The sequence below is a fragment of the Streptomyces sp. NBC_01197 genome (assembly GCF_036010505.1).
Lineage (GTDB): Bacteria > Actinomycetota > Actinomycetes > Streptomycetales > Streptomycetaceae > Streptomyces.
This window is the reverse complement of record NZ_CP108569.1, coordinates 6,086,750-6,107,753: the sequence shown is the minus strand read 5'-3', so window position 1 is coordinate 6,107,753 and position 21,004 is coordinate 6,086,750. Positions and strand designations below refer to the sequence as shown.

Genomic DNA, 21,004 nt, shown 5'->3' with positions numbered 1-21,004 from the left:
GCGCGGCCGCCTGCTGCCCGAACCGCCCGATGCACCGAGTGCCGCCGCCGTGAGGGTCCCGGACGTACCGGCCTGCTGACCCCATGCGTGCCGAGCGTGTCTTCGTGTACGGCGCCACCACGGGCCTCCTGGCAGACCTCATCTTCGCCGACCCCCGGCGCGGGCACCCCGTCGCCGCCTTCGGGCGGGCCGCCGCCGCCGTGGAGCGCCGGCTCTGGCGTGACCACCGCGGGTGGGGCGCGCTGCACACCGCGCTCTGCGCCGGGGGCGTGGTGGGCGCCGCCGTACTGGCCGGGCGTGCCGTACGCGGCCGTCCCGTCGCGGGCGTCGCGCTGACCGCCGCCACCACCTGGGCCGTCGTCGGCGGCACTTCGCTGGGACGGGAGGCGCGCGCGGTGGGCGACGCGCTGGCGGCGGGTGACATCGAGGCCGCCAGGGGGCGGCTGCCGCATCTGTGCGGGCGCGATCCGCAGGCACTCGACGCGCAGCAGATCGCGCGGGCCGTCGTGGAGTCCGTGGCCGAGAACACCTCCGACGCGGTGGTGGGCGCGCTGGTCTGGGGCGCCCTGGCCGGGGTGCCGGGGCTCGCCGGGTTCCGGGCGGTGAACACCCTGGACGCGATGGTCGGCCACAGGTCGCCCCGGTATCTGCGGTACGGCTGGGCCTCCGCCCGGCTCGACGATCTGGCCGGCCGGCCGGGCGCCCGCCTCACCGCCGTACTCGCGGTGCTCGCGGGCGGGGACCCGCGCGGCGCCGTACGGGCCTGGCGGTCGGACGCGGGCGGCCACCCGAGCCCCAACGCGGGCCCGGTGGAGGCGTCGTTCGCGGGCGCGCTGGGCGTACGGCTCGGCGGCACCCTCTCGTACGCCGGCCGGGTCGAGCACCGGGCGGTGCTCAACGGCGGCGGCCGTCCGGTGGCCGTCGGCGACATCGAGCGCGCGGTGCGGCTGTCGCGCCGGGTGTCCGTGCTGGCGCTCGCGACAGCTCTCGTGGTGAGGAAGGTACGCGGATGAGTGGCGGACTGCTGGTGGCCGGAACCACGTCGGACGCCGGGAAGAGCGTGGTCACTGCGGGCATCTGCCGGTGGCTGGTGCGCCGGGGTGTGAAGGTCGCGCCCTTCAAGGCGCAGAACATGTCGCTCAACTCGTTCGTCACCCGCGAGGGCGCGGAGATCGGGCGGGCCCAGGCGATGCAGGCGCAGGCGGCGCGGGTCGAGCCCACGGCACTGATGAACCCGGTGCTGCTCAAGCCGGGGAGCGACAGGTCGAGCCAGGTCGTGCTGATGGGGAAGCCGGTGGGCGAGATGAGCGCCCGCGGCTACCACGGCGGCCGGCAGGAGGCGCTGCTCGGCACGGTGACGGACTGTCTGGCTCAGCTCCGGGGCACGTATGACGCGGTGATCTGCGAGGGGGCGGGCAGTCCGGCCGAGATCAATCTGCGGCGGACCGACATCGTGAACATGGGTGTCGCGCGCGCCGCGCGGTTCCCGGTGGTCGTCGTCGGCGACATCGACCGGGGCGGTGTCTTCGCGTCGTTCTTCGGTACGACGGCGCTGCTGAGCGCCGAGGACCAGTCGCTCGTCGCCGGGTACCTCGTCAACAAGTTCCGCGGGGATGTATCCCTGCTCGAACCGGGGCTCGACATGCTGCACGGGCTGACCGGGCGGCGGACCTACGGTGTCCTGCCGTACGCGCACGGCCTGGGTATCGACGAGGAGGACGGGCTGCGGGTGTCGATGCGCGGCACTGTGCGCGAGTCCGCCGTGTCCGCGCCGTACGGGCAGGACGTGCTGCGGGTCGCCGTGTGCGCCGTGCCGCTGATGTCGAACTTCACCGATGTGGACGCGCTGGCCGCCGAACCGGGCGTCGTGGTGCGGTTCGTGGACCGTGCGGAGGAGCTGGCCGACGCCGACCTGGTGATCGTGCCGGGTACGCGCGGCACGGTGCGCGCGCTGGAGTGGCTGCGGGAGCGCGGGCTCGCCGACGCGCTGGCCCGGCGGGCCGCCGAAGGCCGTCCGGTGCTGGGCATCTGCGGTGGTTTCCAGCTGCTCGGCGAGCACATCGACGACACGGTCGAATCGCGCGCCGGGGCCGTCGACGGGCTCGGGCTGCTGCCCGTCCGGGTGCGGTTCGCGGTGGAGAAGACCTTGGCGCGGCCCGTCGGAGAGGCCCTCGGGGAGCCGGTCGAGGGGTACGAGATCCACCACGGGGTCGCCGATGTGCTGGGCGGCTCCCCCTTCCTGGACGGCTGCCGCACCGGTTCCGTGTGGGGCACGCACTGGCACGGCTCGCTGGAGAGCGACGGTTTCCGCCGGGCCTTCCTGCGCGAGGTCGCCGCCGTCGCGGGCCGGCGGTTCGTACCGGCGCCCGACACCAGCTTCGGCGTGCTCCGCGAGGAGCAGCTCGACCGGCTCGGCGACCTCATCGAGGAGCACGCTGACACCGATGGGCTGCTCGCGCTCATCGAGTCGGGCGCGCCGGCCGGACTCCCGTTCGTGGCCCCCGGAGCGCCGTGAGCGCCATGAGAGCGGCCGGGGCGCGACAGCGCACACCCCGCCGGTCCGTTGGTGAACCTGTCACCCGAGCATCTGAAGGAGTGATCCCCAAGTGAGCACGCCCTACCCGTTCACCGCTGTCGTGGGCATGGATGACCTGCGTCTCGGGCTGCTGCTCAACGCGGTCAGCCCGGCTGTCGGCGGCGTACTCGTGCGCGGCGAGAAGGGGACCGCGAAGAGTACGGCGGTGCGGGCCCTGTCCGCGCTGCTGCCCGGGGTCCCGGTGGTCTCCGGGTGTCGCTTCTCGTGCGACCCCGGAGCCCCCGACCCGGCATGTCCTGACGGCCCGCACGAGTCGACCGACGGCGTGGTGCGCGACGCGCGCATGGTCGAACTGCCCGTCGGCGCATCGGAGGACCGGCTCGTCGGCGCGCTGGACATCGAGCGGGCGCTGGCCGATGGCGTGAAGGCGTTCGAGCCGGGGCTGCTCGCCGACGCGCACCGCGGGATCCTGTACGTCGACGAAGTCAACCTGCTGCACGACCACTTGGTGGACCTGCTGCTCGACGCGGCCGCCATGGGCGCCTCGTACGTGGAGCGCGAGGGCGTCTCCGTACGGCACGCCGCGCGGTTCCTGCTCGTGGGGACGATGAACCCCGAAGAGGGCGAGCTGCGGCCGCAGTTGCTGGACCGCTTCGGGCTGACCGTCGAGGTCGCCGCGTCGCGCGACCCGGACCAGCGGGTCGAGGTGGTGCGCAGGAGGCTCGCGTACGACGACGACCCCGCCGGTTTCGCCGCCCGCTGGGCCGGCGAGGAGGCCGGACTGCGGGCGCGCATCGTGGCCGCGCGGGCGCTGCTGCCCTCCGTGCGTCTTGGCGACCCGGCGCTGCGGCAGATCGCCGCGACCTGCGCCGCCTTCGAGGTGGACGGGATGCGCGCGGACATCGTGATGGCGCGCACCGCGACCGCGCTGGCCGCCTGGGCGGGGCGGTCGGATGTCACGGCCGACGACGTACGGCAGGCCGCTCTGCTCGCGCTGCCGCACCGCCGCAGGCGCAACCCGTTCGACGCGCCGGGGCTCGACGAGGACAAGCTCGACGACACGCTGAAGGAGTCCGCCGGGGACGACGACGGCAGCGGGAACGACGATGGGGATGACGACGGCGGGCCCGACGGCGGCGGCGGTGGCGGGCTGCCGCCACAGCGCGACGGGGACGGCGGACCGGCCGACACGCCGCAGCAGCAGGAGCCATCGGCGGACGGGTCCTACACGCCCGCGCAGCAGCAGACCGGCGGGGGCGGACCCGCCGCGCCGGGCAGTGCCGCGGAGCAGCCGGCGGCGAAGGCGGCCGAGCCGTTCCGTACGCGGATGCTGAGCGTGCCGGGGCTGGGCGACGGCGCCGCGGGGCGCCGTTCCCGGGCCAGGACCGAGCACGGCCGCACCACCGGTTCGCGCCGGCCGCAGGGCGCGCTCAGCAGGCTGCATCTGGCGGCGACGGTCCAGGCGGCGGCGCCGCACCAGCGGGCGCGCGGGCGGTCCGGCCGCGGGCTCGTGGTCCGCAGGGACGATCTGCGGCAGGCCACCCGTGAGGGGCGCGAGGGCAATCTGGTGCTCTTCGTGGTGGACGCCTCCGGGTCGATGGCGGCCAGGCAGCGGATGAGCGCGGTGAAGGGCGCCGTGCTCTCGCTGCTGCTCGACGCGTACCAGCGGCGGGACAAGGTGGGTCTGGTGACGTTCCGCGGGAAGGACGCGGAGATCGCGCTGCCCCCGACCTCGTCGGTGGACGCGGCCGCGGCCCGCCTCGACACGCTGCCGACCGGCGGGCGCACCCCGGTGGCCGCCGGGCTGCTGAAGGCCCATGAGGTGCTGCGGGTCGAGCGGATGCGGGACCCGTCGCGCCGGCCGCTGCTCGTGGTCGTCACCGACGGCCGGGCCACCGGCGGCCCCGATCCGGTCGCGCTGGCCGCGCGCGCGGCGCGGCTGCACGAGGCGGAGGGCGTCGCGTCGGTCGTCGTGGACTGCGAGGCGGGGCCGGTCAGGCTCGGGCTGGCCGGAGAGCTGGCGCAACGGCTCGGCGGCACCGCGGTGACGCTGGACGAACTGCGGGCCGAGAGCATCACGGGGCTGGTGAAGGACGTAGTGCGGGACGCACAGAGCAGTTCTACGAGGAGGGCAGCGTAATGCCGCAGGGACAGCCGACCACCGTGCCCGAGGACGGGCTCACCACCCGCCAGCGCCGCAACCGGCCGCTGACCATGGTGCATACGGGTATCGGGAAGGGGAAGTCGACCGCGGCCTTCGGGCTCGCGCTGCGCGGCTGGAATCAGGGCTGGCCCATCGGGGTGTTCCAGTTCGTGAAGTCCGCCAAGTGGAAGGTCGGCGAGGAGCGGGCCCTGAAGGTGCTCGGGGACAGCGGCGAGGGCGGGACGGTCGCCTGGCACAAGATGGGCGAGGGGTGGTCCTGGGTCCAGCGGGACATCGAGTCGAGCGAGGAAGCCGCCCGGGAGGGCTGGGAGCAGGTCAAGCGGGATCTGGCGGCGGAGAGCTACCGGCTGCTCGTGCTGGACGAGTTCGCGTACCCCATGCACTGGGGGTGGGTGGACACCGACGAGGTGGTCTCGGTGCTGCGGGACCGGCCCGGCACCCAGCACGTGGTGATCACCGGGCGGAACGCGCCGCAGCCACTGCTCGACTTCGCCGACCTGGTGACCGACATGTCCAAGGTCAAGCATCCGATGGACGCGGGGCAGAAGGGGCAGAGGGGCATCGAGTGGTAGCCAGACTCGTCATCGCCGCGCCGTCGTCGGGCAGCGGCAAGACCACGGTCGCCACCGGGCTGATGGCCGCGTTCGCCGGGCGCGGTCTCGCCGTGTCGCCGCACAAGGTGGGTCCTGACTACATCGACCCCGGCTACCACGCGCTGGCGACCGGCCGCCCCGGGCGCAATCTCGACGCGTACCTGTGCGGTACGGAGCTGATCGGGCCGCTCTTCGCACACGGTGCGGCCGGCGCGGATCTCGCGGTCGTCGAGGGCGTGATGGGTCTGTACGACGGGGCGGCCGGGCAGGGCGAGCTGGCGTCCACCGCGCAGATCGCGAAGGTGCTGCGGGCCCCGGTGGTGCTGGTGGTCGACGCGTCGTCGCAGTCCCGGTCGGCGGCGGCGCTGGTGCACGGGTTCGCCTCCTGGGACCCGCGGGTGCGGATCGGCGGGGTGATCCTCAACAAGGTGGGCTCCGACCGGCACGAGGCGCTGCTCCGGGAGGCGCTGGACGAGTCGGGGGTTCCAGTGCTCGGGGTGCTCCGGCGTACCGGGCAGGCGCAGACCCCGTCCCGGCATCTGGGGCTTGTGCCGGTGGCGGAGCGGCGGCCCGACGCGGTGGGCGCCGTCGCGGCCATGGCGGAGCAGGTGCGGGCCGGCTGCGATCTGGATGCGGTGCTGGCGCTGGCGCGGAGCGCGCCGCCGCTGGACGCCGGGGCGTGGGACCCGCGGGAGGCTCTTGCCCCTGGCGTCGGCGGGTCCGACACCCCGGCCCGGCCTTCGGGCCACGGGGCGGGCCGTCCTGCCCCGGCCTCCGGCGGCGGGGCTGCCCGCCGTGCGCGCCCCGTCGTCGCCGTCGCCGGCGGGGCCGCGTTCTCCTTCTCGTACACCGAGCACACCGAGCTGCTCACCGCGGCGGGCGCCGATGTCGTCGGCTTCGACCCGCTCCACGACGAGCGGCTCCCCGAGGGCACCGGGGCGCTCGTCATAGGCGGCGGCTTCCCGGAGGTGTACGGGCCCGAGCTGTCCGCCAACGAGCCGCTGCGCGGGGCCGTCGCGGAGCTGGCGGCGTCCGGTGCGCCGGTCGCCGCCGAGTGCGCCGGCCTGCTGTATCTGTCGCGCTCGCTCGACGGGCATCCGATGTGCGGTGTGCTGGACGCCGAGGCCCGGATGTCGGAGCGGCTGACGCTCGGCTACCGGGACGCGGTGGCCGTGTCGGACAGCTCGCTGGCGCAGGCCGGGACCCGGCTGCGTGCCCATGAGTTCCACCGCACGGTCCTGGAGCCCGGTGCGGGCGCCATCCCCGCGTGGGGTGTGCACCAGCCGGAGCGCCGGGTCGAGGGGTTCGTCCAGCAGGGCGTGCACGCGAGCTATCTGCACACGCACTGGGCCGCACGGCCCGAGGTCGCCCGCAGATTCGTGGAGGGGTGCGCGGGATGAACGGGCCGGTCGCGGGGGCGGCGCGTGGGATGGACGGGCCGGTCCGGAAGCCGGGGCGGGTTCGTGGGCTCTCAGGGCTCTCAGCCCGCGACGCCCACCACCAGCCAGATGAACGCCACCCCCGCCACGGTACAGAGCAGCGTGGAGCGGGCCGGGTGTTCGTGGTGTGCCTCGGGCAGGATCTCGGCGGCGGCGAGATAGAGCAGAACACCGCCGAAGAAGCCGAGATAGCAGCCGAGCGGCTGCTCCGGAAGAGTGAACAGGAGGGTCGACGCCGCACCCACCACGGGAGCCAGCGCATCGGCGACCAGCATGAAGACCGCCTTGCGCCGCGCGTTCCCGTACAGGCTGGTCAGGGTGTACGTGTTGAAGCCGTCGGCGAAGTCGTGGGTGACCACCGCGATGGCCACGGCGGCTCCCATCCCGTTGCCCACCTGGAAGGCGGCGCCGATCGCGACGCCGTCCATCAGACTGTGGCCGACCATCGCGGCCGCCGCCGTCAGCCCGACCTGGGGCACCCGCTCCTCCGCCGCGCCGTGCGCCGCCTGGCGCACCGCGAGCAGCCGCTCCACCAGGTGGGCGACGAGGAACCCCGCGACGAACAGCAGCAGCGCGGCGGGCACACCGAAGATCTCGCCGCCCGCCGCACGCAGCGCCTCGGGCAGCAGGTCGAGCCCGACCACACCGAGCATCAGACCGCCGGCCAGGCCCAGCACCAGATGACGCTTGTCGGTGACCCGCTGGGCCGTCCAGCCACCGACAAGCGTCATCAGGAACGCGCCGAGCGCGACGAAGACCGCCATGGGCCCTGCCTAGCCCATGACACCCCGGTTCCGCATGTCAACGCCTGAATCCGTCGGAGAGGATCCCGCCGCCGTGTCCGCTGCCCGCCCGGGCCCGGCGCGTGCGCCGGCCGCGCGCGCACAGGGCCCCGGACCGGACCTGGTCGTGGGCGTCGGTGCCTCCCGCGGGGTCCGCGCCGGCGAGGTCGCCGGGCTGATCGCGGCCGCCCTGCGGGACGCCGGTCTTTCGCCGCTCGACGTCGCCGAGCTGGCGACCGTGGAGACCAGGGCCGCCGAACCGGGGCTGGTCGCCGCCGCCGTGCGACTGGGGGTGCCGCTGCGTCCGTACAGCGCCGCCGCGCTCGCCCGGATCGTGGTGCCCCACCCGTCGGACAGGTCGCGGGCCGCGGTCGGCACCCCGTCGGTCGCGGAGGCCGCCGCGCTCGCCGCCGGAGGCCAACTGCTCGTTCCGAAGCGGAAGTCGGCGCCGCGCGGCCGGCCGGCGATGGCGACCTGCGCCGTCGTACGCCGGGAACCGCAAGCACCGGGCCCGGGGCACCGGATGACGCCGCCCGGCGGCACGGCGGATCCGGGACTTCCACAACAGCCCCACGTCCACCCTGATGACGAGAGGCACCACCTTCACCACCATGGCAGTCATGCGCCCACACACTGACGTCCACGATCTGCGGCACCACGGCGACGCCGAGGTACGGGACTGCGGTCCCGGCGGCCTCACCGACCTCGCGGTCAATGTCAGGGCGGGCACTCCCCCGCCCTGGCTCAGGGACCATATATCGGGGTCGCTCGGCGGCCTGGCCGCGTATCCGGACGGGCGGGCCGCCAGAGCCGCGGTGGCCGCCCGGCACCGGCTGCCGGTCGAACGGGTCCTGCTGACGGCCGGCGCCGCCGAGGCGTTCGTGCTGATCGCCCGCGCCCTTCCGGTGCGCAGACCCGTGGTCGTGCATCCGCAGTTCACCGAGCCGGAGGCGGCGCTGCGCGACGCCGGGCACACGGTGCGGCGGGTGCTGCTGCGTGCGGACGACGGTTTCCGGCTGGATCCGGCCGCCGTCCCCGAAGCGGCGGACCTGGTGGTGGTCGGCAATCCGACCAACCCGACGTCCGTGCTGCATCCGGCCGGGACGCTCGCCGCGCTGGCGGCGCCGGGGCGGCTGCTGGTGGTCGACGAGGCGTTCATGGACGCGGTGCCCGGCGAGCGCGAGTCGCTCGCGGACCGTACGGATGTGCCGGGCCTGATCGTCCTGCGCAGCCTCACCAAGACCTGGGGGCTCGCCGGGCTGCGGATCGGCTATGTGCTGGCCGGTCCGGAGACCGTGGAACTGCTGGCGCGCGCACAGCCGTTGTGGCCGGTGTCCACTCCGGCGCTGGCCGCGGCCGAGGCGTGCTCGGCGGCTCCCGCGCTCGCCGAGGCGGAGCTCGCCGCGCACGCGATAGCCGCGGACCGCGCCCATCTGCTGGCCGGTCTCGCGGAGTTCGACGAGGTATGCGCGGTGGAGGCGGCCGAGGGCCCCTTCGTACTCGTCCGGATGGCGCGTGCCGACCAAGTGCGCGCCCGGCTGCGGCAGTTGGGCTTCGCGGCCCGGCGCGGTGACACCTTTCCTGGGCTCGGGCCCGAGTGGCTGCGGCTCGCGGTGCGCGACCGCGCGACGACCAACCGGTTCCTGCAGGCGCTCGACCAGGCGCTGAGCGGAGTCTCCGGCTGAGGTCCGGACGGGCCGGGGCCGCACCCCCCTCCGGTGCGGCCCCGGCTCTCGTACGGATCAGGCCTTGTTGCGGCTCCGTCCGCGTGCCACCGCGAGCGCGCCGCCGCCGGCCAGGACCAGGGCCGCCGCGCCGCCTGCGATGTACGGCGTCATGGAGCTGCCGCCGGTCTCCGCGAGGTTCTCCTTCTCCGGTGCGGCCGCGGGCTTCGAGTCGGCCACGGTCTGCTCCTTGGCCCCGGTGGCGGGGGTGGGCTCCACCGGCCGGCCGCCGCCCTCGTGGTGCGACGGGGCGGCCTTCGGCGACTCGCAGGTCGCCTGAGCGAGGGTGACCTCGCCCCGGACATCGGCGACGTTCAGCTTCAGTGGGTTGACCGACACCTTGAGCTGCAGTGCGGTGGCAGCGGCCGTACGGGACGTCGTGCTGGTCTTCGAGAGGCCGAGCGTCACATCGCCGACGGCGGGCACATGGATCTGGGTCGTGCCACCGGCGGAGAGCGTGATCCTCTTGCCGAGCACCGTCACATGGCCGAGCACGTTCGACTCGGCGTGCGGCCGCTCACCGGCCTCGCAGACCGCCTTCGACGTGACCTTCTCGACCTCGATCAGCGACAGCAGCGGCAGCCCGGGGACATGGACCGACGCGCGGGCGACGTTGGCGTACCCCTCCGCCTTGTGCCGGTCGGCCGTCGCCCGGGCGGTGGCGACATCGGCGCGCAGCAGGCTGAACGGGCGGCCCTTGTCGACGCCGTCCAGCTTCGCGGTCAGCGCCGTCCTGTCCGCACTGGCCGGGGCGTGCACCTCGTTGAGCGCGACCGTGAGCGGCACATCGACGGTCTTGTTGAGCAGCGAGACGTCGAGCCCGGTACGGAGCACGACCGCGCTCGCTTTTCCGTCACTGCCGGAGGCCGCCTGGGCGGGTGCCGCGGCCAGCAGCGCCGCGGGGCCCGCGGTCAGCGCGGCGGCCACGCAGACGGCAGCCGTACGGCGTGCGGACATTCTGCGTGCGGACATACGGAAGGTGTTGCTGTTCAAGGTGGTGGAACCCCCACAAGAGACATGACGTCGCCGGGGGCGCGATTCACGGGGACTTCGTGGCTGCGTCGGCGACCGAGACACCGGAATCTTTACGCACTGTGGGTGAACGGTCAGCAACCTGACGTGAGTTCACTCCAAAGTGGCGTTTCCGCGCCTGCATTCGAATCCTGAGGCACGGGCGTTCCTCTGGACCCCTTGTTTCACCGTCCGGAGGTGGCGCGCCGGCGGCCCTCCGACACACAGCGGGTGTCTCAACGACTGCCGGAGTCTCACGTCACGCGTTGGTCAACCCGGCACCCCGCCGGGGCGACGCGGCCCCGCATCCGTACGTTCCTCCCACCCCACGAGACGGCTCACCCCACCACACGGCCTTCGAGGACCACCCGGTGCGGAGCGCCCAGCACCCGTACGTTCTCGCGCGGGTCCTCGCCGTACACCACGAGGTCGGCCGGCGCGCCCTCGGTGAGCCCCGGCCTGCCCAGCCACTCCCGGGCGCCCCAGGACGCGGCCGACAGCACGTCGGACACCGGGATGCCCGCCTTCACCAGCTCCGCAGCCTCCTCGGCGACCAGGCCGTGCGGCAGCGAACCGCCCGCGTCCGTACCGACGTAGACCGGCACACCCGCGTCGTAGGCGGAGCGGACGGTGTCGTAACGGCGTTCGTGCAGCCGCCTCATATGGGCGGACCAGCGCGGATACTTGGCGTCGCCGCCCGCGGCGAGCTGCGGGAAGGTCGCGATGTTCACCAGCGTCGGCACGATCGCGACCCCGCGGCCGGCGAAGAGCGGGATGGTCTCGTCGGTCAGCCCGGTGGCGTGCTCGATGCAGTCGATCCCCGCCTCCACGAGGTCGCGCAGCGAGTCCTCGGCGAAGCAGTGCGCGGTGACCCTGGCCCCGAGCCGGTGCGCCTCGGCGATCGCCGCCTCCACCTCCCCGCGCGGCCAGCAGGCGGACATGTCGCCGGTTTCCCGGTCGATCCAGTCGCCGACGAGTTTGACCCAGCCGTCGCCGTTGCGGGCCTCCCTGGCGACGTACTCGACGAGATCCCCCGGTTCGATCTCATGGGCGAAGTTGCGGATGTAGCGGCGGGTGCGCGCGATGTGGCGGCCCGCCCGGATGATCTTCGGGAGGTCGGGGCGGCCGTCGATCCAGCGGGTGTCGGACGGCGACCCCGCGTCGCGCAGCAGCAGCGCCCCTGCCTCCCGCTCGCCGAGCGCCTGCTTCTCGCTGGTCGCGTCGTCGACCGCGCCGTGCGCGTCGAGCCCGACATGGCAGTGCGCGTCGACCAGACCGGGCAGCACCCACCCCCGCACGGTGACGGCCTCCGCGGCCGGGCGTATGTAGGTGATCCGCCCGCCGACCACCCACAGCTCGTCCCTGACGTCGTCGGGCCCGACCAGCACCCGCCCCTTCACATGCAGCACCGTGTGATCGCTCATACGGCGAGCCTAACGACGGGACCGCGCCGGGCGTCAGGGGCCCGGAAGCCCGCTCAGTACCATCGGACCGCACCATCGCCGGGCCGGTCGGCACCTTCGGACCGGCAACACCATCGGGCAGCCCGAACGACCTCGTGAAGAGAGCACCACCGTGACGCACCCCTTCCTTGACCTCGCCCCGCTCACCCCCGCGCACTTCGCCGCGATCGAGCGGCAGACGGCCTCGCTGCTCGGCACCCGGCAGGACGTCGTGATCATGCAGGGGGAGGCGCTGCTGCCGCTTGAGGGATGCATCCGCGCCGGCGCCAGGCCGGGCTCCACCGCGCTCAATGTGATCACCGGGCCGTACGGCCAGACCTTCGGCAACTGGCTGCGCGACTGCGGGGTCACCGTGGTCGACCTGGCCGTGCCGTTCCACACCGCGGTAACAGCGGCCCAGGTGCGCGAGGCGCTCGCTGCCCGCCCGGAGATCGACTTCGTGTCCCTGGTCCACGCGGAGGCGGCGACCGGCAACACCAATCCGGTCGCGGAGATCGGTGAGGCGGTACGGGCGCACGGCGCGCTCTTCATGCTGGACGCGGTCGCTTCGGTGGGCGCTGAGCCGCTGCTGCCGGACGTCTGGGGCGTCGACCTCTGCGTGATCGGCGCGCAGAAGGCGATGGGCGGTCCCGCCGGGGTGTCGGCGGTCTCGGTGAGCGAGCGCGCCTGGCAGCGGTTCGCGGAGAACCCGGGGGCTCCGCGCCGCTCGTACCTGTCGCTCCTCGACTGGAAGGAGCGCTGGATCGACGCGGGGCGTACCGCGCTGCCGCACGCGCCCGCCCAGCTGGAGATGCTGGCGCTGGGGGCCTGTCTGGAGCGGATCGAGTCGGAGGGCCCCGCGGCGGTGATGGACCGGCACGCACGGGCCGCGGCGGCCACCCGGGCCGGGGCGCTCGCCCTGGGTGGCGGACTGGCGCCGTTCGTGCGTGAGGCACGGGACGCGGCCCCGGTGGCCACCACACTCCGCACCCCGGCCGGGGTCGATGCGTCGGAGCTGGTCGCGAAGGCCCTGGCGGCCGACCCGACGCTGCCGCTGATCGCGGGCGGCGGGGCGCTGGCCGGGGAGATGGTGCGGATCAACCACTACGGACCGGACGCCGCCCAGGGCGTGGTGCAGTCCTCGCTCGCGGCACTGGGTGCCGCGCTGAGCGACGCCACAGCGGCGGCTGGACCGGCTTCGGGCGGTCCGGCGGCTGCCGTGGACCTGGAGGCCGCGCGCGGCGCCGTTACGGCGGCCTGGCAGCGCGGCTGAGCCACCGGACCGCTGCGGCGGGTGCTGACGGCGGAAGCTGTGTACGGGCCGGTACCGGCCCGTACACAGCCACTAATCAAAGAATTGCAGAAAACAGAATTCCAGCTTTTACCTACAGCTATCTGTTTTCTTCTGCCCGCTTTCCCGGACCCTAAACGCAGTATTTTCAACAGGGTCCATCAGCGGTTTTCGGACATGCATCACGAAGGTTACGCACATGTGACCGACCCCACAGTCGGCTCGGTTTGCCCGATAATTCCAGGACAAATCATCCATATTCGCGACCGGGAGGGCTCCGACCCGCGCCCGCGCGATAGCATGGTCTGCGCTTTTGGCCAACCCTGCGCCAGAATGCATTTTTTGAATTTGCTGGGTAAATTTCCCTTACATGACCGCCGCGCAAGAAGACCTTGTACGTGCCCGTAGCGAATTCCACGAGATAGACACCCCACGAGTGGAGGACGGAGCCGCGATCTGGCGCATCGCCCGCGACTCCGAGGTGCTGGACCTCAACTCCTCGTACAGCTACCTGCTGTGGTGTCGCGACTTCGCAGCGACCTCCGTGGTGGCGCGTGACACGGCCGGTGCCCCCATCGGCTTCGTCACCGGATATGTCCGCCCCGACCGCCCCGAAGCCCTTGTCGTCTGGCAGGTAGCCGTCGACCAGGCATATCGCGGCCAGGGCCTCGCCGGCGTACTGCTGGACGGCCTGATCGCCAAGGTGACCGCCAGGGGGGTGGTCCGGGAGCTGGAAACCACCATTTCCCCGGACAACACCGCGTCCGACCGCCTGTTCCGCTCGTTCGCAGAGCGTCACGGGGCGACAGTGGAACGTGAAGTGCTCTTCGACGGCGGACTGTTCCCCGAAGGGACGCACCAGCCGGAAGTGCTGTACCGCATCAGCCCCGTCTCGGCCTGACTGACATCCCTCACCCCCAGGAGATTGCTGTGACCATCACCCCGCCCGCCCTGAGTGTCTTCGAGACCCTTGAGTCGGAGGTGCGCAGTTACTGCCGCAGCTGGCCGGCCGTGTTCGACCGGGCCCAGGGCAGCTACCTCCACGACGAGGACGGCCACACCTACCTCGACTTCTTCGCCGGGGCCGGATCGCTCAACTACGGCCACAACAACCCGGTGATCAAACGCGCCCTGATCGACTACATCGAGCGCGACGGCATCACCCACGGCCTGGACATGGCCACCACGGCGAAACGCGCCTTCCTGGAGTCCTTCCAGAACGTGATCCTCCGCCCGCGCGACCTGCCGTACAAGGTGATGTTCCCGGGCCCCACGGGCACCAACGCCGTCGAGTCGGCGCTGAAGCTGGCCCGCAAGGTCAAGGGCCGCGAGTCCGTCGTCTCGTTCACCAACGCCTTCCACGGCATGTCGCTCGGCTCGCTCGCCGTGACCGGCAACGCCTTCAAGCGGGCCGGCGCCGGTATCCCGCTGGTGCACGGCACGCCGATGCCGTTCGACAACTACTTCGACGGCCAGATCCCGGACTTCCTCTGGTTCGAGCGCCTGCTGGAGGACCAGGGCTCCGGTCTCAACAAGCCCGCCGCCGTGATCGTCGAGACGGTCCAGGGCGAGGGCGGCATCAACGTGGCGCGCGCCGAGTGGCTCCGCGCGCTCCAGGAGCTCTGCCACCGCCAGGACATGCTGCTGATCGTCGACGACATCCAGATGGGCTGCGGCCGCACCGGTGGCTTCTTCTCCTTCGAGGAAGCGGGCATCACCCCCGACATCGTGACGCTGTCGAAGTCCATCAGCGGCTACGGGCTGCCGATGTCGCTCTGCCTCTTCAAGGGCGAGCTCGACGTGTGGGAGCCGGGCGAGCACAACGGCACCTTCCGCGGCAACAACCCGGCGTTCGTCACCGCCACCGCGACCCTCGAGACGTACTGGGCCGACGGCCAGATGGAGAAGCAGACGCTGGCCCGCGGCGAGCAGGTCGAGCGTGCGCTGCTCGCCCTCGTCGAGGAGAATGACGGTGCCGGCGTGAGCTTCCGCGGCCGTGGCCTCGTCTGGGGCATCGAGTTCGAGGACAAGCCGCGTGCCACGGCCGTGTGCCGCCGCGCCTTCGAGCTCGGGCTGCTCCTCGAGACCTCCGGCCCGGAGAGCGAGGTCGTCAAACTGCTGCCGCCGCTGACCGTCTCCACCGAAGAACTGGACGAGGGCCTGAGGATCCTGGCCCGTTCCGTCCGCGAGACCGCCTGACGCACCACGCACCATCGCACCGGCTACACAGAAAGGCTCACGTCACAGTGATTGTCCGATCGTTCAAGGACGTCGAGGGAACCGACCGCCACATCAAGTCCAAGTCGGGGACCTGGGAGAGCAAGCGCATCGTGCTCGCCAAGGAGAAGGTCGGCTTCTCCCTGCACGAGACCATCCTGTACGCGGGAACCGAGACGTCGATGTGGTACGCCAACCACATCGAGGCCGTGCTCTGCACCAAGGGCGAGGCCGAGCTCACCAACGACGACACCGGCGAGGTCCACTGGATCGAGCCCGGCACCATGTACCTGCTCAACGGGCACGAGAAGCACACTCTGCGTCCGAAGACCGATTTCCACTGCGTCTGTGTCTTCAACCCTCCGGTCACCGGACGGGAGGACCACGATGAGAACGGCGTTTACCCGCTGCTGACCGAGGAGGCCTGACAGCCATGACCGAAGTACTGTCCAACATCCGGGCGGATCTCTATCCCACCCGCGGAGCGAGTGAAGTGACCACCCCCCGCCAGGACCCGGTGGTCTGGTCGCAGCCCGGCACGGCGGGCCCGATCTCGCAGCCGGAGCTCCAGGGCTACGAGCGGGACGGCTTCCTCACCGTCGGCGAGCTGCTCACGGACGACGAAGTGGCCCTCTACCGTGCGGAACTGGACCGGCTCATCGCCGACCCGGCCATCCGCGCCGACGAGCGCTCCATCATCGAGCCGAAGTCTCAGGACGTACGGTCGGTCTTCGAGGTGCACAGGCTCAGCGAGGTCTTCGCACAACTGGTGCGGGATGAGCGGCTGTTGGGCCGGGCCCGGCAGATCCTGGGATCGGACGTCTATGTCCACCAGTCCCGGATCAACGTCAAGCCGGGGTTCGGCGCCAGCGGCTTCTACTGGCACTCGGACTTCGAGACGTGGCACGCCGAGGACGGTCTGGCGAACATGCGGACGGTGTCCGTCTCGGTCGCGCTGACCGAGAACTACGACACCAACGGCGGCTTGATGATCATGCCGGGTTCGCACCAGCAATTCCTGGGGTGCGCGGGTGAGACGCCGAAGGACAACTACAAGCGGTCGCTCCAGATGCAGGACGCGGGCATCCCGTCGGACAAGGCGCTGACGCGGATGGCGGACGCCCACGGCATCAGGCTCTTCACCGGCCGGGCCGGTTCGGCCACCTGGTTCGACTGCAACTGCATGCACGGTTCGGGTGACAACATCACCCCGTACGCCCGCAGCAATGTCTTCATCGTGTTCAACAGTGTGGACAACGCGGCGGTGGAGCCCTTCTCGGCTCCGATCCGGCGGCCCGAGTTCATCGGGGCCCGGGACTTCACTCCGGTCAAGTGATCTGAGGTACGCGGGAGGGGGACGGCACAGTGTGCCGTCCCCCTCCCGCGTATGCTCCCGCCTCGGCGATTCAGCCGGAGAGCACGTCGAGGAGCCCCGCATGTCCTTCCCCCGGCGCGGGGCGCGTTCACTCACCGGCGTAGGCCACCACATCGATTTCGACCAGGATGTCCATCAGCTCGGAGCCCACCGTGGTGCGCACCGGGTACGGCGCCGTGAAGAACTCCCCGTACGCCGCGTCGAACGCGGCGAAGTCCCGGTGGAGGTCTGCCAGATGCACGGTCACCTTGACGACGTCGTCCAGAGACAGCCCGCGCTCGGCGAGCACCGAGCGGACATTGCGCAGCACCTGGGCGGTCTGCGGCCCGACCGTGCCGGGCACTTCCCCGGTCGCCGGGTCCTGCGGGCCGAAGCCCGCCGTGTACAGGAATCCTCCGGCCAGCACGCCCTGGCCATAGGCCCCGGCGGGGCGTGGCGCGTGCGCGCTGTGCACCGCCTGCTTGGCGCCGCTCCGCCGCTGTGCGGGCTGCTGTTCCGGGTACCGCTGGGCGGGCTGCTGTTCCGGGTGCTGGCCCCGCTGCTGTTCCGTGTGCTGTCCCGGTGCCTGGCTCATCCGGTCAGGTCTCCTTCGCGCTCGTTGACCCCGGCGAAGTGGCGCAGCTTCTCCTCGTCCACACTCACACCCAGGCCGGGCCCGGTGGGCACCCGCAGCCGGCCGGCTTCGAGGTGCAGCGGTTCGATGATGTCGTCGGCGTGCAGGTAGTACATGCTGTCGATCGCCCGCGAGAGGACCGGTGTGCTGGAGACGACGGCCAGATGCGCCGCGGTCGCGATGCCCAGTTCGCCGCCGCTGTGCAGGTTCATCCCGAGCCCGAACGTCTCGCAGTGGGCGGCGAGCGCCTTGGTCGCGGCGATGCCGCCCCACTTGTAGACGTCGCCGTGGATCACGTCGACGGCGTTCAGCCGTATCGCCGGGGCGAACTCTTCGAAGCGGACGACGCACATGTTGGTGCAGAGCGGGATCCGGACCTTGGCGTGCACCTGGCTCATGCCCTCGATGCCGACGCAGGGGTCCTCCAGGTACTCCAGGTCCAGTTCCTCCAGGGCGATCCCGGCCCGCACCGAGTCGGGGACCGACCAGGCCGCGTTCGGGTCGACCCGCAGGTTCACCCGGGGCAGGGCCTCGCGGACGGCCCGCAGGATGGCGACGTCACCGGCGACGTCCCTGGTGCCCTTGAGCTTGACCGCGTCGAAGCCGCCTTCGGCCACCACCCGTGCGGTGTGCTCGGCCAGCGCTTGCGGCAGCCCGTCCGCGGCCACTCCGGGTGCGTCGGCACGGGTGACCAGTGCGGTGATGGGGACCTCGTCGCGTACCGCACCGCCCAGCAGGTCCGTGACGGACTGCCCCGATGCCTTGCCCATCGCGTCCCAGCAGGCCACGTCCAGGGCGGCGATGGCCGCGTAGCCCAGGTAGCCGTGGAAGAACGGCACCATGTGCTGTTTGCGGTGGAAGCTCTCCAGGGCGAACGGACTGGTGCCGATCAGGTCCGCTGCGAGCGCCTTGACGATCGCCGCCACCGGTCGGCCCCACATCGTCTCGCCCCAGCCGTCGACACCCGCGTCGGTACGGATCCGCACCACCGTACGGGTCTCCCCCGTCTTGGTCTCGAACGAGCTGGTGAACGGGTTGACCAGCGGAAGGTTCACAACCCACACGTCGACATCAGTGATCTTCATAGCTCTTTCTTTTCTCTCATCGGGTCTGTCCTGGTTCGGGGGTTCAGCGGTTCGGCGGTTCAGGGCTTCAGGGCTTCAGGGCTTCAAACGGTTCCGCGGGACGCCGCGTCGAACGCGCGGATCGCGCGGGCCAGCCCGGTGGCCCGGTCGTCGAGCAGCCGGGTGCCCCGCTCCGCGTCGGCGCCGGACGCGTCGTCGGTCGCACCGCCCACCCGCTCCCACTCGCCGTGGCGCTCCACGGTCAGCCCCGGGTAAGGCGGGTGGTCGAAGAGCGGTGGGGGCTCGACGGGCGCGCGGGCCGGTACCGGTGTACGGACCAGGTCCGGATGCGCCGCCAGCATCAGCGAGGTCTCGAACCACCCGGCGTGCCCGGGGGTGACATCGGGCCTCCCCCCGTCGTCCGCGCCCGATGTGACGGTCCAGTACGAGCAGGCGGCGACCGTCACATCGGCGCGCAGCGCGAACCGCTTCACCGCGAGGCGCATGATCTCGTCGTTGCCGCCGTGTCCGTTCACCACCATGATCCGGCGGTATCCGCTGGTCACGAGCGAGTCCAGGATGTCGTCGAGCACCGCGCCGAGGGTGGCGGCGGAGAGCGAGACGGCGGCGGCGAACAGATGGTGCGGGCTGTGCCCGAACGGCAGGGCGGGCAGCCGTACGAGTTCCGGTGTGTCCGGCTCCCGGGCGAGCAGGGCGCCCGCCCGGTCGATCACCGCCTCGGCGAGCAGGGTGTCGGTGCCCATCGGCAGATGTCCGGCGTGCTGCTCCTGGGATCCGATGGGCAGCAGGGCGATGCCGTGCTCACCGGCAGCGCGCACCTCGCCCCAGGTCAGTTCGGTCAGCCGGGAAGGCCCGGTCGGTTGCAGTTGGCTCACAGCGCTACCTCCTCGAAACTCCGCCGTGGCAGAGTCGGCGCATGGTTCAGAGACGTTCTCCGTTGCGGCTGGTGCCCGAGCCCGCCCCGGCCCCCCTGGCGCCCGGCGCCCGCCGGACGCTCGGCGCGGTCGAGCTGGTGCCCGGCCGGATCACGGCGGCCGTCCTGACGATGTCGGGCGCCGTGCTGGAGCGGGCGGAGACCACCTACGACGCGCGCGCGGCCACGCCGCGCGACATCGATGCCGCGCTCTCCGGGGCGGCCCGGGTCTTCGCCGGTCATGATCCGGACGGGGTCGGGGTGGCCGCCGCCGGTCTTGTCGACCCGGAAGCGGGCCTGATCACCGAGGTCCACGACGTCCCCGCGCTGCACGGCTACCCGGTGGCCGCACGGCTGGGCGCGCTGACCGGGCTGCGGGTGCGGGTCGAGCACCGGGCCAGGCTCCAGGTGCTCGGCGACCGCTGGTTCGGTGCGGGGCGCGGACGGCGTACCTTCGCCTCGGTCTCGACCGGCGAGGTGCTGGGCGTGGGCATCCTGTACGGCGGTGAGGTGCTGGCCCCGCCCGGGGGCCGCAGCGGCGCGCATATGACGGTGTCGGCCAGTGGCGACCCATGCACCTGCGGCCGCCGCGGCTGCTGGAAGACCGTGGCCACCACCCGCTGGCTGCGGGAGCGCTCGCGTGAGGCCGGGCTCGGCGACGGCGTCTCGCTGGCCGCGCTGGTGGAGCGGACGGACGAGCCGGCCCGCCGGGTGGTGGAGGAGTACGCGCGCAACGTGGCCCTGGGCCTGGTCAACGTGCAGCAGCTCTTCGCCCCCGGGCTCTTCGTGCTGCACGGCGAGGCCCGGGAGGGCGGCGAGCGGTTCCGTACGCTGATCGAGGAGCGGCTGCGCGCCGACAGCGCCGACGGGGCGTCGGGCGCCGCCGAACTCCCGAGGGTGCAGGTCAGCGCGGCGGCCGTGGACGATGTGGCGCTGCTCGGCGGGGCCGGTCTCGTCCTGTCGCAGCTGTAGGGCGGCGGGCGCCGGGGCGAGTCCGGTCATCGCGGCCCCGCCCCGTCGCTCTCCGGGCCGGTCGGACGGCCGGCCGTGCGGCGTGCGGTGCGCGGGTCCGGGTCGGGGACCGCGTCGAGGAGCCGGCGGGTGTACTCGTGCCGGGGGCGCCGGAAGACGTCGGCCGCGTCGCCGACCTCCACCAGGGCGCCCCGGCGCATCACGGCGACCCGGTCCGCGACCTGGCGCACCACGGCCAGGTTGTGCGAGACGAAGACATAGGTCAGACCGAGGCGCTGCTGGAGCTCTGCGAGCAGATCGAGGATCCGGGCCTGTACGGAGACGTCGAGGGCGCTGGTGGGTTCGTCGAGCACCACGAGCCGGGGTTCGATGGCGAGCGCGCGGGCGATCGAGACCCGCTGGCGCTGGCCGCCGGAGAACTCGTGCGGATAGCGGTCCTGGATGCCCGCGTCCAGACCGACCGCCTCCAGGAGTTCCCCGACGCGCTCCCTGGTGCGGGCCCTGCCGCGTCGGCCCCGGGCCGCCGGATCGTGGGTGACCAGGGGTTCCGCCACGATGTCGGCGATCCGCATCCGCGGGTTCATGCTGGAGTACGGGTCCTGCAGGACGACCTGCATCTCCCGCCGTACGGAACGCAGTTGGGCGGCGTTGAGAGCCCCGAGGTCCTGCCCGCCGAACCGCACCCGGCCCGCGGTGGGTTCGATGAGCCGCAGCAGCAGCCTGGTCAGCGTGGTCTTGCCGCACCCCGATTCGCCGACCAGGGCCAGGGTCTCGCCCTCGTACACCGTCAGCGACACGTCATCCACCGCGACGCTCACCGGCCGACTGCCGAACTCCATGCGCAGAC

General features: G+C 72.4%; 20 protein-coding genes. 13 read left to right on the top strand and 7 right to left on the bottom strand.

The features are described 5' to 3' along the window. Positions 1-83: 83 nt before the first annotated feature. From OG452_RS28055 to OG452_RS28035, 5 genes are all read left to right on the top strand, one after another. A complete protein-coding gene (locus tag OG452_RS28055) occupies positions 84-1,013 on the top strand; it encodes a cobalamin biosynthesis protein (RefSeq protein WP_327298348.1) in 930 nt (309 codons plus the stop codon). After that, positions 1,010-2,515, top strand: coding sequence for a cobyric acid synthase (locus OG452_RS28050; RefSeq protein WP_327298347.1), 1,506 nt, complete (start codon positions 1,010-1,012; stop codon positions 2,513-2,515). Before OG452_RS28055 ends, OG452_RS28050 begins: the two co-directional genes overlap by 4 nt. 91 nt (positions 2,516-2,606) lie before the next feature. Further along, entirely contained in the window at positions 2,607-4,676 is a 2,070-nt protein-coding gene (locus OG452_RS28045; RefSeq protein ID WP_327298346.1) for a putative cobaltochelatase, read from the top strand. Then, complete coding sequence (gene cobO, locus OG452_RS28040; RefSeq protein ID WP_327298345.1) at positions 4,676-5,272, top strand: cob(I)yrinic acid a,c-diamide adenosyltransferase; 597 nt, start codon at positions 4,676-4,678, stop codon at positions 5,270-5,272. The genes OG452_RS28045 and cobO overlap by 1 nt, the downstream gene beginning before the upstream one ends. Continuing rightward, complete coding sequence (locus OG452_RS28035) at positions 5,266-6,693, top strand: cobyrinate a,c-diamide synthase (RefSeq protein ID WP_327298344.1); 1,428 nt, start codon at positions 5,266-5,268, stop codon at positions 6,691-6,693. The genes cobO and OG452_RS28035 overlap by 7 nt, the downstream gene beginning before the upstream one ends. Before the next feature lie 80 nt (positions 6,694-6,773). On the opposite strand, the gene OG452_RS28030 is transcribed toward OG452_RS28035, so the two are convergent. Continuing rightward, positions 6,774-7,496, bottom strand: coding sequence for a ZIP family metal transporter (locus OG452_RS28030; RefSeq protein WP_327298343.1), 723 nt, complete (start codon positions 7,494-7,496; stop codon positions 6,774-6,776). A gap of 73 nt (positions 7,497-7,569) precedes the next feature. On the opposite strand from OG452_RS28030, the gene OG452_RS28025 reads away from it, so the two are divergent. Together OG452_RS28025 and cobC are read left to right on the top strand one after the other, a co-directional pair. Beyond that, complete coding sequence (locus OG452_RS28025) at positions 7,570-8,151, top strand: cobalamin biosynthesis protein (protein WP_327298342.1); 582 nt, start codon at positions 7,570-7,572, stop codon at positions 8,149-8,151. Beyond that, positions 8,135-9,199, top strand: a complete 1,065-nt coding sequence (cobC, locus tag OG452_RS28020) for an Rv2231c family pyridoxal phosphate-dependent protein CobC (protein ID WP_327298341.1) — start codon at positions 8,135-8,137, stop codon at positions 9,197-9,199. Before OG452_RS28025 ends, cobC begins: the two co-directional genes overlap by 17 nt. 57 nt (positions 9,200-9,256) lie before the next feature. On the opposite strand, the gene OG452_RS28015 is transcribed toward cobC, so the two are convergent. Together OG452_RS28015 and OG452_RS28010 are read right to left on the bottom strand one after the other, a co-directional pair. Further along, positions 9,257-10,231, bottom strand: a complete 975-nt coding sequence (locus OG452_RS28015) for an SCO1860 family LAETG-anchored protein (RefSeq protein ID WP_405560384.1) — start codon at positions 10,229-10,231, stop codon at positions 9,257-9,259. A 356-nt stretch (positions 10,232-10,587) separates the two neighbouring features. Further along, positions 10,588-11,673 (bottom strand): amidohydrolase family protein, encoded by a 1,086-nt coding sequence (locus OG452_RS28010; protein ID WP_327298339.1) that lies wholly within the window; start codon positions 11,671-11,673, stop codon positions 10,588-10,590. Between the two features lie 151 nt (positions 11,674-11,824). Here OG452_RS28010 and OG452_RS28005 point away from each other — a divergent pair, with 151 nt between their 5' ends. The 5 genes from OG452_RS28005 to thpD all read left to right on the top strand — a co-directional run bounded on the left by OG452_RS28005 (position 11,825) and on the right by thpD (position 16,535). Beyond that, positions 11,825-12,964, top strand: a complete 1,140-nt coding sequence (locus tag OG452_RS28005) for a pyridoxal-phosphate-dependent aminotransferase family protein (RefSeq protein WP_327298338.1) — start codon at positions 11,825-11,827, stop codon at positions 12,962-12,964. Positions 12,965-13,352: 388 nt separating this feature from the next. Continuing rightward, positions 13,353-13,883 carry a diaminobutyrate acetyltransferase gene (ectA, locus tag OG452_RS28000; RefSeq protein WP_327298337.1) on the top strand — a complete coding sequence of 177 codons (531 nt, stop codon included), beginning with the start codon at positions 13,353-13,355 and terminating at the stop codon, positions 13,881-13,883. Positions 13,884-13,912: 29 nt separating this feature from the next. Then, a complete protein-coding gene (gene ectB, locus OG452_RS27995) occupies positions 13,913-15,181 on the top strand; it encodes a diaminobutyrate--2-oxoglutarate transaminase (protein ID WP_327298336.1) in 1,269 nt (422 codons plus the stop codon). Between the two features lie 47 nt (positions 15,182-15,228). Next, entirely contained in the window at positions 15,229-15,627 is a 399-nt protein-coding gene (locus tag OG452_RS27990) for an ectoine synthase (protein WP_266858261.1), read from the top strand. A gap of 5 nt (positions 15,628-15,632) precedes the next feature. Beyond that, positions 15,633-16,535: an ectoine hydroxylase gene (gene thpD / locus OG452_RS27985; protein WP_327298335.1), complete on the top strand. Its 903-nt coding sequence runs from the start codon at positions 15,633-15,635 to the stop codon at positions 16,533-16,535. 127 nt (positions 16,536-16,662) lie between these two features. Here the strand turns inward: thpD and OG452_RS27980 are convergent, their stop codons facing one another. The 3 genes from OG452_RS27980 to OG452_RS27970 all read right to left on the bottom strand — a co-directional run bounded on the left by OG452_RS27980 (position 16,663) and on the right by OG452_RS27970 (position 19,147). Next, the gene (locus OG452_RS27980; RefSeq protein ID WP_327298334.1) at positions 16,663-17,148 is read right to left on the bottom strand and encodes a RidA family protein; all 486 of its coding nucleotides are present in this window, start codon (positions 17,146-17,148) and stop codon (positions 16,663-16,665) included. Further along, positions 17,145-18,272: a mandelate racemase/muconate lactonizing enzyme family protein gene (locus OG452_RS27975; RefSeq protein WP_327298333.1), complete on the bottom strand. Its 1,128-nt coding sequence runs from the start codon at positions 18,270-18,272 to the stop codon at positions 17,145-17,147. The genes OG452_RS27980 and OG452_RS27975 overlap by 4 nt, the downstream gene beginning before the upstream one ends. Before the next feature lie 83 nt (positions 18,273-18,355). Then, a complete protein-coding gene (locus tag OG452_RS27970) occupies positions 18,356-19,147 on the bottom strand; it encodes a creatininase family protein (RefSeq protein ID WP_327298332.1) in 792 nt (263 codons plus the stop codon). Positions 19,148-19,188: 41 nt separating this feature from the next. Here OG452_RS27970 and OG452_RS27965 point away from each other — a divergent pair, with 41 nt between their 5' ends. Next, on the top strand, positions 19,189-20,157 hold the full coding sequence (locus OG452_RS27965) for an ROK family protein (RefSeq protein ID WP_327298331.1): 969 nt from the start codon (positions 19,189-19,191) through the stop codon (positions 20,155-20,157). A gap of 26 nt (positions 20,158-20,183) precedes the next feature. On the opposite strand, the gene OG452_RS27960 is transcribed toward OG452_RS27965, so the two are convergent. Beyond that, on the bottom strand, positions 20,184-20,996 hold the full coding sequence (locus OG452_RS27960) for an ATP-binding cassette domain-containing protein (protein ID WP_327299809.1): 813 nt from the start codon (positions 20,994-20,996) through the stop codon (positions 20,184-20,186). Between the last annotated feature and the right edge of the window lie 8 nt (positions 20,997-21,004).